Below are 11,715 nucleotides of genomic sequence, written 5' to 3' on the forward strand. Positions count from 1 at the left end.
TCAACCCGACGAAACGGCAGACTGTTAGATATGAGTGAGACCCTGGGCCAGAGCACCCCCGAGACCGCGGAAGAGGAACTCTTCTACACCCTGTGGACCGTCTTCAAACGGTCGGCGGTTCCCGCCCCCGCATCCGAGGGAGCGGTCGCCGAGTTCGAGGCCCTGGCGGCCGAACTCGAAACCGGGCAGGTTACCCTGCGCGGCATGTACGACGTCTCCGCAATGCGGTCCGACGCCGATGTCATGGTGTGGGTCCACGGCCCCCGCCCGGAGGCCCTGCAGGAGGCCATCCGCCGGATCCGCCGCAGCACCCTGTTCAGCGGCACCGAAATCGCCTGGTCCGCCATGGGCGTGCACCGCCAGGCCGAGTTCGCCAAGAGCCACAGCCCCGCCTTCAGCCGCGGCGTGCCCGCCAGCGACTGGCTGTGCGTCTACCCCTTCGTCCGCTCCTACGAGTGGTACATCCTTCCCGCCGAAGAGCGCGGCAAGATGCTCCGCGACCACGGGCTGCTGGGCCGCGACTTCCCGCAGGTGCTCTCCAACACCGTCGCCTCCTTCGCCCTGGGGGACTGGGAATGGATCCTGGCCCTGGAGGCTCCCGAGCTGGTGGACCTGGTGGACCTGATGCGCCACCTGCGCACCACCGAGGCCCGCAACCACGTCCGCGAGGAAATTCCCTTCTACACCGGCCGGCGCATCGCGGCGGCCGAAGTTGCCGAGGTGCTGAAATGACACGTGATTCCGAATCCCAGGCCATCCTGGAAGCGGCCAAGGCCGACGGCCGAATGTCCCCGAAGCCGTACGACGCCGTCCTGCTGGCCTCCTTCGGCGGTCCCGAGGGGCAGGAGGACGTCATCCCGTTCCTCCGCAACGTCACCCACGGGCGCGGCATCCCCGACGAGCGCCTTGAGGAAGTGGCCACCCACTACCGCGCCAACGGCGGCATCAGCCCGATCAACGCCCAGAACCGCGCGCTCAAGGCCGCCCTCGAGGCGGAACTGGAGCGCCGCGGCATCGACCTTCCGGTCCTCTGGGGCAACCGCAACTGGGCACCGTACATCAAGGACGTGCTGCAGGAGGCCTACGACGCCGGCCACCGCCGGATCCTGACCCTGACCACCAGCGTCTACTCCTCCTACTCCAGCTGCCGCCAGTACCGCGAGGACCTGGGCATGGCCCTGATGGAGACCGGCCTGGACGGCAAGCTGGAACTGGACAAGGTGCGCCAGTACTTCGACCACCCCGGCTTCGTGGAGCCGTTCGTCGAGGGCCTGGGCGAGAGCCTGCGCAAGGTCCGCGAACAGCTGGCCGCGCGGGGCGAGGCGGACGCTCCGATCGAGGTGCTCTTCGCGACCCACTCCATTCCCACCGGTGACGCCGAGGCGTCCGGCCCCCGCGGCGTCGACTTCGAGGGTGGCAGCGCCTACGTCGCGCAGCACCTGGCCAACGCCCAGGCCATCATGGACCGCGTTCCCGAGGCGAAGGACCTGCCCTGGCAGCTGGTCTACCAGTCCCGCTCCGGCGCCCCGCACATCCCGTGGCTGGAACCGGACATCAACGACGCCCTGGCGGAGCTGCCCGGCCGCGGCATCAAGGGCACCGTCATCGTGCCGCTGGGCTTCATCAGCGACCACATGGAGGTGATCTGGGACCTCGACACCGAGGCCCTGGCCACCTGCGCGGAGCTGGGCCTGGCCGCGGACCGCACGCCCACCCCAGGCATCCACGACACGTTCGTCACCGGGCTCGTGGACCTGATCTGCGAACGCACCGAGGCGAACAACATCGCCGACCGCCCGGCCGTCACCAAGCTGGGCCCCTGGTACGACGTCTGCCCGGCGGGCTGCTGCGTGAACCGGCGCGGCGAAAAGCCGACCATCGCCGGCAAGGACTCCACCGTGGGAGCAGGCTAGTGGCACATTCGCCCGTGCTGGTCGGCACCCGCGGCAGCGCCCTGGCGGTCACGCAGACCACCACCGTGGCTGAAGCCCTCGCCGACCTCGGCGGCTTCGACGTGGAGCTGGTGCGGGTCCGCACCGAGGGTGACGTGAACCGGGCCGCGCTGTCCCAGATCGGCGGCACCGGCGTGTTCGTGGCCGCCCTGCGCGACGCCCTGCTGCGCGGCGACTGCGACGTCGCCGTCCATTCCCTCAAGGACCTGCCCACCGCCGACGCCGACGGGCTCACCGTGGCCGCGGTGCCGCCGCGCGTGGATGTCCGCGACGTGCTGTGCGCCCGGGACGGACTGAAGCTGGCCCAGCTGCCGGCCGGAGCCAGGGTCGGCACGGGCTCGCCGCGCCGCGCCGCCCAGCTGCGCGCCGCCCGGCCCGACCTGGAGGTGGTGGACATCCGTGGAAACGTGGACACCCGCCTGGGCCGGGTCCGCGGGCTGGTCGACGGCGGCCCGGGCGACCTGGACGCCGTCATCCTGGCGGCGGCGGGCCTGGCCCGGCTCGGCCGGCTCGGCGTCGTCACCGAGTACATCGACCCCGCCGTCATGCTCCCGGCGCCCGGGCAGGGCGCCCTGGCCGTGGAGAGCCGTGAGGCCGACGCCGCCGAAGGCCGGCTCAGCCGGGCCCTGGCCAGCTACGACGACGAGGCCACCCGCCTCGCCGTCACCGCCGAACGGTCCCTGCTGAACCGGCTCGAGGCCGGCTGCACCGCCCCCATCGGGGCGCTCGCGCAGCTGGGCGACCACGGCCTGACCCTGGAGGCCGTGGTCTGCAGCGACGACGGCTCCCGGGTGATGCGCCGCCATGCCTCCACGGCCCGCATCGATGAGGACGGCGCCCGCGCCCTGGGCGTCCGGTTGGCTGAAGACCTGCTGGCCGCCGGCGCCGCCGAGCTGACGGACCTGCCGGCTTGAAGCCGGCGCGGAGGCGCTGACATGCCCGGACCGGATCCCCGCACCGGCTCCGGCTCCGGACCCGGAGCCCTGCCGCTGGCCGGGCTCCGGGTCTGGCTGGGCCGGAGCCCCGACCGGGCCGCTGCAGCCGTCACCGCCCTCGAGGCCGCCGGCGCCGAGGTGCGGCTGATGCCGCTGATCGGGTTCCGGCCGGTGGCGGACCGCGCGGCCCTCCACGCCGCCGTCGACCGCCTGGCGCGCGGCGGATACGCCTGGGTCGTCTTCACCAGCGTCACCACCGTGCTGGCCCTGGAGCGCGTTCCGGCCGTCCGCGGCGCAGGCCTGCCCGCCGTTGTCGGAGCGGCCCGCGTGGCCGCCGTCGGCGAGGGGACCCGCGCCGCGCTGGCTGCCCGCGGCGTGGCGGTGCATCTGGTGCCCCGCCTGCAGTCCGCCGTCGGGCTGCTGGCGGAATGGCCCGCAGACGGCGCCGCGGTGCTGCTGCCACAGTCCTCGATCGCCCGCCCGGCCCTGTATGAGGGCCTGCTGGCCCGAGGCTGCACCGTGGACCGGGTCAGCGCGTATGACACCGTGGACTGGCCGGCGGGGGAGGAGGCCCTGGAGGAATCCGCCGCTGCCCCGCCCGCACCGCTGGACGCCCCGGAGCAGCTGGCGGCCGAACCCGCCGACGGACGTGCCCGCGCCGTCGTGCTCAGCTCGCCCAGCACCGCCCGCCGCTTCCTGGCCCGCTGCGCCCCGCTGCCCCCGGACCTGCTGCTGGCGGCCATCGGAGACAGCACGGCCGGCGAGCTCGCCGCCCTGGGCCGGCCCGCCGACGCCGTGGCGGCGGAACCGACTCCCGCGGGAATAGCCGAGGCCCTCTCCGCCGCTATGTCCAAGGACGCGCCACCCGCACCATCCACCAGTTCCCCCGATACCGGAAGGCAGAAACCGCTTTCATGAGCTTCCCCCAGCACCGTCCCCGCCGGCTGCGCACCACCCCCGCCATGCGCCGGCTGACCGCAGAGTACCGGCTGGACCCGGCCGAGCTGATCCTGCCCGCGTTTGTCCGTGAGGGCCTCGCCGAGCCCAACCCGCTCACCTCGATGCCCGGCGTCGTCCAGCACACCATGGACTCCCTGAAGCGGGCCGCGGCCGAGGCCGCCGAACTGGGCGTGGGCGGCATCATGCTCTTCGGCATTCCCGCCGAACGCGACGCCGTCGGCAGCGCCGGCACCGACCCGAACGGCATCCTTAACCGCGGCATCGCCGCCGTCCGCGAGGAGGTCGGCGACGACCTCGTGGTGATGAGCGACGTCTGCCTGGACGAGTTCACCGACCACGGGCACTGCGGCGTGCTGGACGACAACGGCGTCGTCGACAACGACACCACCCTGGAGATCTACGGCCGGATGGCCGTCGAGCAGGCCCGGGCCGGCGCGCACGTGCTCGGCCCGTCCGGCATGATGGACGGGCAGATCGCCGTCATCCGCCAGGCCCTGGACGAGGCCGGCTTCCAGGATGTCTCGCTGTTCGCCTACGCGGCCAAGTACGCCTCCGCGTTCTACGGCCCGTTCCGCGAGGCCGTCGACTCCCAGCTCAAGGGCGACCGGCGCACCTACCAGATGGACGCCGCGAACCGCCGCGAGGCGATCCTGGAGGTCGAGCTGGACCTCGAGGAGGGCGCCGACATGGTCATGGTCAAGCCGGCCATGAGCTACCTGGACGTCCTGTCCGACGTCGCCGCGATGTCCCCGGTGCCGGTGGGCGCCTACCAGATCTCCGGCGAGTACGCGATGATCGAGGCCGCCGCCGCGAACGGCTGGATCGACCGCCGCCGCGCCATCGAGGAGTCGGTGCTGGGCATCAAGCGCGCCGGCGCGAACATGATTCTGACCTACTGGGCCACTGAGCTGGCAACCTGGCTGAAGGAAAGCAAGTAAATGAGCACCTCCGAAGAACTGTTCGAGTCGGCCCGGGCCCTGATGCCCGGCGGCGTGAACTCCCCGGTCCGCGCCTTCGGCTCGGTCGGCGGGACCCCGCGCTTCATGGTCTCCGCGCAGGGCCCGTACATCACCGATGCCGACGGCCGTGAGTATGTGGACCTGGTCTGCTCCTGGGGTCCAGCGCTGCTGGGCCACTCGCACCCGGCCGTGCTGGCCGCCGTGCACGAGGCGGTGGACCGCGGCCTGTCCTTCGGCGCGTCCACCCCGGCCGAGGCGCAGCTGGCCCGGCTCGTGATGGACCGGGTGCCCGGCGTCGAGCGCCTGCGCATGGTCTCCACCGGCACCGAGGCGACCATGACCGCGGTCCGCCTGGCCCGCGGCTTCACCGGCCGCAACCTGATCATCAAGTTCGCAGGCTGCTACCACGGCCACCTCGACGCCCTGCTGGCCTCCGCCGGTTCCGGCCTGGCCACCCTCGCGCTGCCCGGATCGGCCGGCGTCACCGAGGCGGCCGCGGCCGAGACGCTGGTGCTGCCGTACAACGACGTCGCCGCCGTCGAGGCCGCGTTCGCCGAGCACGGCGAGCGGATCGCCGCCGTCATCACCGAGGCCGCGCCGGCCAACATGGGCGTGGTGGCTCCGGCCGAGGGCTTCAACGCCGCGCTGTCGAGGATCACCACCGCGCACGGCGCACTGCTGATCCTTGACGAGGTCCTCACCGGCTTCCGCACCGGCCCTGCCGGTCACTGGGGCCTCACCGGCGCGCACGAGGGCTGGACGCCGGACCTGTTCACCTTCGGCAAGGTCATCGGCGGCGGCATGCCGGTCGCGGCCCTGGGGGGCCGGGCCGAGGTCATGGACTACCTGGCTCCGCTCGGCCCCGTCTACCAGGCCGGCACCCTGTCCGGAAACCCGATCGCCATGGCCGCCGGCGTCGCCACCCTGACCGCCGCCACCGATGAGGTGTACGCGCACGTCGACGTCCGCTCCGCGGAACTGTCGGCCGCGGTGTCGGCTGAACTGGACAAGGCGGGCGTGGACCACACCATCCAGCGCGCCGGGAACCTGTTCAGCATCGCCTTCGGCACCTCCGCCACGGGCGTGCACAACTACGAGCAGGCCCAGGCCCAGGAGGCCTTCCGCTACAAGCCGTTCTTCCACGCCATGCTCGACGCCGGCGTCTACCTGCCGCCGTCGGTCTTCGAGGCCTGGTTCCTCTCCGCAGCGCACGACGACGCCGCGATGGAACGCATCTACGCGGCCCTGCCCGCGGCCGCGAAGGCCGCCGCGGCGGCCCAGCCCTAGCCGGCAAAGCAGGAAAGAGCCCGCCTTCCCCTCGGGGAAGGCGGGCTCTTTTGCCAGGCTGGCCCTGCCGTGCGTCGTGGCCTCCTAGAAGGCCGGGCTCACGTCACCGTTGGGCCACTGCTCCTGGATGAAGGTGCGGACCTCGTCGGAGTGCAGCAGCTCCTCGAGCTTCTCCACGCGGGCATCCGCCCCGCCCTCGTTCCAGACCAGGAAGTTGGCGTAGGGGTTCCCGTCGACCGACTCCACCATCAGCGCGTCCTCAGTCTTGAGGCCGGCCTGCAGGATGTAGTTGCCGTTGATGATGGCCAGGTCCACCGTCGGGTCCGAAAGGTCATTGACCAGCAGCTCGGCCTGGTTCTCCACGAACTCCAGGTTCTTCGGGTTCTGCTCGTCGGTCAGGTCCAGCACCGACGCGTCGTCGGAGACGTCCTGCAGCAGGCCTGCCTCCTCGAGGAGCATCAGCGCGCGGGCCTGGTTGGAGGGATCGTTGGTGATCGCCACGCGGGCGCCGTCGCCGATCTTGGAAATGTCGTCGTGCTTGTCCGAGAAGGCGGCGTAGGGCTCGATGTGCACGCCCTCACCGTGTTCGAACGTGTAGCCCTGGTCCTGCATCTGCGCCTCCAGGTAGGGCAGGTGCTGGAAGTAGTTGGCATCGATGGAGCCGTCCTCGAGGGCGATGTTCGGCGTCGTGTAGTCGTCGAACTCCTTGATCTCCAGGTCGAGGCCGGCGTCGGCCGCCAGGTTCTCGTCCACGAACTCCAGGATGCGGGCGTGCGGCTGGGGGCTGGCGCCCACGGTCAGCGTCGCCGGGTTGGCAGGATCCAGGCTTTCCACGGCGCTGGAGGAGGCCGAAGAGCCTCCGCAAGCCGTCAGCGCCAAAGCCGTGGCCGCCGCAGCAGCGGCGAAGGTGAATGTCTTACGCATCGGATGCGTTCCTTTCAGGCGATCCGGGTCCGGACGGGACGCGGATGATGTGCAGCTAGCGGCTACTGGCTGCAGGCCGGCCCGCCGCCGGAGGCCGCGGGCCTCCGGCGGCGGGCCGGAAATCTTGGTCAGACCCGGGCGTTGTCCCGCCGGGCGCTGCCCTCAGCGGCGTCCGCGGTGGGGACGACGACGGAGGCCGGCTCGGCCGGAGCGGTCAGGGGGCGGCGCCGTCGCCGGCTGCCGGCGGCGGACCGATGGTCCACGCGGCGGGCGGCGAAGTCGCCGAGGAGCTGGATGATCTGCACGATGGCGACGATGACGACGATGGTCACGATCATCACGGTGCTGTCGAAGCGCTGCACGCCGTAGTTGTAGGCCAGCCGGCCCAGTCCGCCGCCGCCGATGATGCCGGCCATCGCGGAGTAGCCGACCAGGGTCACCAGCGTGGTGGTCAGTGCGGCGACCAGGCCGGGCATGGCCTCGGGGAGCAGGACCTTGCGGACCACCTGCATCTTGGTGGAACCCATGACCAGCGCGGCGTCGATCTTGCCGCCGGCGACATCGCGCAGCGAGGTTTCCACCAGCCGCGCGAAGAACGGAATGGTGGCGATGCTCAGGGACACCGACGCCGCCACCGGGCCGATGGAGGTGCCGGTGATGAACCGGGCCAGCGGAATCAGCGTCACCATGAGGATGGCGAACGGCACCGACCGGGTGATGTTCACGATGATGTCGGACACGATCCGGTTGGTGATACGCAGCGGCCGCAGCCCGCCCGGCGCGCTGGTGTGCAGGAAGACGCCCAGCGGCAGGCCGATGAGCAGCGTGGCGAGCCCGGACAGGCCGACCATCTGCAGCGTCTCCAGGACGGCTGTCGGCAGGGCTTCGGTGACGCCGCGGTTGGCGGCCAGTTCCTCGAAGAAGCTCATGCGGCCACCTCCACGGCCACGCCCTGGCTGCCCAGGTAGTCGACGACGGTGTCAATGTCGGTATGTCCGTCCAGCTGGATCCGCATCCGCCCGAACCTCCGTCCGGCCAGGGTCTCGATGCTCCCGGCGAGGACGTTCACATCGGTGTCGAAGCGGCGGGTCAGGCCGGAGAGCACCGGTTCGCCGGCGCTGTCTCCGGCCAGCAGCAGCTCCAGGACCGGTCCGCCGCCGTCCACCGGAGTGGGCGGCAGCGGCACCAGCGCCTTGGCCAGGGTGCCGCCGGGGTTGGCTGCGACTTCGTGCAGTGCGCCGTGCTCAACGACGCGGCCGCCCTCCAGCAGTGATACCGAATCGCAGATCCGCTTCACCACGTTCATCTCGTGGGTGATGATCAGGACGGTCAGCTGCAGCCGGCGGGTCAGGTCCGAAATCAGGTCCAGGATGTCATCGGTGGTCCGGGGATCCAGGGCCGAGGTGGGTTCGTCGCAGAGCAGCACGTCGGGGTCCGCCGCAAGGGCACGGGCTATGCCCACGCGCTGGCGCTGGCCGCCGGATAGCTGGGCCGAGTACGCGCCGGCGAAGTCCTCCAGGCCCACCAGGCGCAGCAGTTCGGCGACCCGGGCCTGGATCTGCGCCTTTTTCCAGCCGGCGAGCTCCAGCGGGTGGGCCACGTTGGCCGCGGTGGTGCGGGAATCCATCAGGTTGGCGTGCTGGAAAACCATGCCGATGCGCCGCCGCGCGGTGCGGACCTCGGCCTCTCGGACGGCGGTCAGGTCCCGACCGTCGATGGACACGGAGCCCGACGTCGGCCGGTCCAGCAGGGTGAGGCAGCGCACCAGGGTGGACTTGCCGGCCCCGGAATGGCCGATGATGCCGTGGATGGAGCCCTTGGGCACCGACAGGCTGACGCCGTCCAGGGCGACGACGTCGCGGGCGCCTTGCCGGTAGACCTTGCGCAGGTCTGTAACTGTGATCATGGGGTCCTCAGGGTCTACGTGTTGCCGCAGCACTAATGCGGCCGAAAAGGCGCGCGGCGCCGGCCGTTCAGAGGGTGTCTGCCAATCGCGTGACACGAGACGCGCGGACTCGCGCGCGCCTGGGGCGCCATCAGCGCCGAACACTCGGTTCAGTATCGCACGCACCGCCCGGACCAGCGGAATCCGGCGTAACAGGCTTGTATGGAGGGATCCTGTGGTGTAACGCGGCGGGCGTGGAAAAGGCACTGGCGGCACGGGAGGAACGTCCTCCCGTGCCGCCAGTGCCCGGCGGAGCTGCCTGGCCCGCCGGTGCGTCAGGAACCGGCCGGAGCGGGCGAACCGAGGCCCGCCTCGGAGTCCGACGGCAGGACGCGGCGCAGCACGTCCGCCAGGGTGATGACGCCGATGAACCTGCCCTCGTCCAGGACGGCGGCCAGCTGCTCGCTGGCGGTGCGGATCCGGGCCAGTGCCTCGTAGACCGGGGTATCGGCCTCCAGGATGAACGCGGGGCGGCAGATGTCACGGACCGGGCGGTCCGCCGGCTCCAGGAGGGTGTCGCGCACGTGGACCACCCCGGGTGCACCGCCGGCACTGTCGCTGACGAGGATCCGCATGTGGCGCGAGGCCCGTGCGGCGTCCTGCACGTCCGCGACGGTGGCCTCCCCGGGTACCGCGGTGGGCACGGAGCCTTCCGGGATCAGCGACCTGACGGTGAGTTTTTCCAGCTCCAGCACGCCGGAGAGCTGGCGCCGGTACGACGCATCCAGGGCGCCCACAGAAGCGGAGTGCTCCACCAGGTGGCGGATCGTGTCGGCGTCCTGCCCGCCGACGGCGGCCCGTTCCACCGGCGTGACGCCGCTGGCCGCAACCAGGCGGTTGGCGATCGCGTTGACCCAGCTCAGCAGCGGCCGCACCAGCCAGATGAACACCCGCGAGGGCACTCCGATGAGCTTGGCCGAAGTCTCCGGGAAGGCGATGGCCCAGGACTTCGGCGCCATTTCGCCGACGACCAGGTGCAGGAAGGTGACGAACAGCAGCGACAGCCCAAAGGCGGCCCCGCCGGCCACCTGCTCCGGCAGCCCCCAGGCGAGGAATACCGGGCCGAGCCAGGCGTCCACCGCCGGCTTGGTCACGGCGCCGAGGGCGAAGGTGCAGGCGGTGATGCCCAGCTGCGCCCCGGCGAGCATCAGGGTCAGCTCGTTGACGCCCTTCAGCGCGGCCCGGGCCGAGCGCTTGGTGGAGGCCTCGGCTTCGAGCCGGTGGCTGCGGGCGCCGAGCAGGGCGAACTCAATGATGACGAAGAAGGCGCTGAGCGCGATCAGCGCCGTCGTGACGGCAGTGACGATCCACGGGTTGCTCATCGGGTCTCCTCCGGTGCCTTCTCAAGGCTGCTGCGCTCCGTCGATCCGTCCGACTCCGCCGGATCGTCCTCGATCAGCCGCACCCGCAGCTCGCTCGGAACGTGACGGGCCAGTTCCAGGACCTCGATATGCAGCGAGCGGCTGATCTGGTGATCCAGTGCAAGTTCGCGGGGATCGTCGGGCAGCGGCACCACCACGGTGTCGCCGGCGGCCGGCAGCGATCCATGCGCGGTGATCACCAGGCCGGAAATCGTCTCGTAGTCACCCGTCGGCAGGGCGTGGGCGATTTCCCGCTCCACCTCGTCGACGTGGACCTCCCCACCCATGCGCCACGACCGGGGGCCCTCGGCCTCGATCGTGGGAGGGGGGACGTCGTCGTGCTCATCGGTCAGCTCGCCGACCAGTTCCTCAGCCAGGTCCTCCAGGGTGAGGACGCCGGCGAACCCGCCGTACTCATCGATGACGCAGGCCAGCTGGTTTCGGGACCGGACCAGCCTCGCCAGGGCGTCGGGCAGGGTCATCACATCGGGGACCACCAGCGGCGGACGCATGATGGCGGAGACCGGGGCATCGTCGGGCTCCCCGCTTTCGAGCAGGTCCGCCAGCTGGACGACGCCCAGCGGCTCCTCGGTGGGGGACACCACCGGGTAGCGGGTATGCGCGGCGGCCATCAGGGCCCGGACCTCGCCGATGGTGGTCGACGGCGTAACCGTCCCCACCCGGCTGCGCGGAATCATCGCGTGCTCCACGTCCCGCTGCGGAAAGTCCAGCACCCGGTCGATGAGCACGGACAGTTCCTCGGGCAGGTCTCCGCTTTCACGGGAGTCGGCCACGATGCGCTCCAGGTCCTTGGCGTTGGCCGTGGTATCGACGTCGTGTACCGGCTCAATCCGGAACAGCCGGAGCAGGGCGTTCGCGGCGTGGTCGAAGACGGTGATCAGCCACCCGAACACGGTCAGGTAGATGGTGGTGGAGCGGGCGAGCCCGACGGCGAGCGGCTCCGGGTTGGCGATGGCCAGGTTCTTCGGATAGAGCTCGCCGAAGATCATCTGGATGACCGTGGCCAGCACCAGCGCCAGGACGGTGCCCACGGAAATACCCACCGCAGCGGGAACGCCCACGCCGCCGAGGAGCACGCCGAGGGACTGGCCCACGAGCGGCTCGGCCACGTATCCGACCAGCAGGCCGGTGACGGTGATGCCCAGCTGGGCGCCGGAAAGCATGAACGAGGTGCGGCGGGTGACTTTCAGCGCCCGCTGCGCCGCGGTGTCGCCCGCCTCGGCGCGGGCGGCCAGGCGCGCGCGGTCCACGGACATGTACGCGAACTCCTGGGCCACGAAATAACCGTTGGCGGCGATGATGGCCAGGATGACAAGGATGCCGAGAAGGAGGAGCAGGACCGCTTCGAGCATCAGGCCCGCACCCCCTTCC

The 11,715-nt window shown here is 71.2% G+C and carries 10 protein-coding genes and 1 pseudogene; 6 read left to right on the forward strand and 5 right to left on the reverse strand.

The features are described 5' to 3' along the window. Nucleotides 1–30 precede the first annotated feature (30 nt). The 6 genes from hemQ to hemL are packed head-to-tail and all read left to right on the forward strand — an operon-like array spanning nucleotide 31 to nucleotide 6,093. Nucleotides 31–732 carry a hydrogen peroxide-dependent heme synthase gene (gene hemQ / locus AC5RUW_RS15060; protein ID WP_494161431.1) on the forward strand — a complete coding sequence of 234 codons (702 nt, stop codon included), beginning with the start codon at nucleotides 31–33 and terminating at the stop codon, nucleotides 730–732. Continuing rightward, nucleotides 729–1,913, forward strand: a complete 1,185-nt coding sequence (locus AC5RUW_RS15065; protein WP_494161432.1) for a ferrochelatase — start codon at nucleotides 729–731, stop codon at nucleotides 1,911–1,913. Before hemQ ends, AC5RUW_RS15065 begins: the two co-directional genes overlap by 4 nt. Next, nucleotides 1,913–2,866, forward strand: coding sequence for a hydroxymethylbilane synthase (hemC, locus tag AC5RUW_RS15070; protein WP_494161433.1), 954 nt, complete (start codon nucleotides 1,913–1,915; stop codon nucleotides 2,864–2,866). The genes AC5RUW_RS15065 and hemC overlap by 1 nt, the downstream gene beginning before the upstream one ends. A gap of 21 nt (nucleotides 2,867–2,887) precedes the next feature. Beyond that, a complete protein-coding gene (locus AC5RUW_RS15075) occupies nucleotides 2,888–3,805 on the forward strand; it encodes a uroporphyrinogen-III synthase (protein ID WP_494161434.1) in 918 nt (305 codons plus the stop codon). Further along, the gene (gene hemB, locus AC5RUW_RS15080; RefSeq protein WP_494161435.1) at nucleotides 3,802–4,785 is read left to right on the forward strand and encodes a porphobilinogen synthase; all 984 of its coding nucleotides are present in this window, start codon (nucleotides 3,802–3,804) and stop codon (nucleotides 4,783–4,785) included. Before AC5RUW_RS15075 ends, hemB begins: the two co-directional genes overlap by 4 nt. Beyond that, nucleotides 4,786–6,093, forward strand: coding sequence for a glutamate-1-semialdehyde 2,1-aminomutase (gene hemL, locus AC5RUW_RS15085; RefSeq protein ID WP_494161436.1), 1,308 nt, complete (start codon nucleotides 4,786–4,788; stop codon nucleotides 6,091–6,093). Nucleotides 6,094–6,177: 84 nt separating this feature from the next. Here hemL and AC5RUW_RS15090 read toward each other — a convergent pair whose 3' ends face one another. The 5 genes and pseudogenes from AC5RUW_RS15090 to AC5RUW_RS15110 all read right to left on the reverse strand — a co-directional run bounded on the left by AC5RUW_RS15090 (nucleotide 6,178) and on the right by AC5RUW_RS15110 (nucleotide 11,696). Further along, nucleotides 6,178–7,017 carry a MetQ/NlpA family ABC transporter substrate-binding protein gene (locus AC5RUW_RS15090; protein ID WP_494161437.1) on the reverse strand — a complete coding sequence of 280 codons (840 nt, stop codon included), beginning with the start codon at nucleotides 7,015–7,017 and terminating at the stop codon, nucleotides 6,178–6,180. A 251-nt stretch (nucleotides 7,018–7,268) separates the two neighbouring features. Beyond that, nucleotides 7,269–7,946 (reverse strand): annotated as a pseudogene (locus AC5RUW_RS15095) (methionine ABC transporter permease); the annotation flags it as partial. Then, complete coding sequence (locus AC5RUW_RS15100; protein ID WP_494161438.1) at nucleotides 7,943–8,923, reverse strand: methionine ABC transporter ATP-binding protein; 981 nt, start codon at nucleotides 8,921–8,923, stop codon at nucleotides 7,943–7,945. The gene AC5RUW_RS15100 and the pseudogene AC5RUW_RS15095, both read right to left, overlap by 4 nt. A gap of 314 nt (nucleotides 8,924–9,237) precedes the next feature. After that, nucleotides 9,238–10,284: a hemolysin family protein gene (locus tag AC5RUW_RS15105; protein ID WP_494161439.1), complete on the reverse strand. Its 1,047-nt coding sequence runs from the start codon at nucleotides 10,282–10,284 to the stop codon at nucleotides 9,238–9,240. Further along, nucleotides 10,281–11,696, reverse strand: a complete 1,416-nt coding sequence (locus AC5RUW_RS15110; protein WP_494161440.1) for a hemolysin family protein — start codon at nucleotides 11,694–11,696, stop codon at nucleotides 10,281–10,283. Before AC5RUW_RS15110 ends, AC5RUW_RS15105 begins: the two co-directional genes overlap by 4 nt. Between the last annotated feature and the right edge of the window lie 19 nt (nucleotides 11,697–11,715).

The organism is Arthrobacter sp. Y3222053, assembly GCF_059092805.1.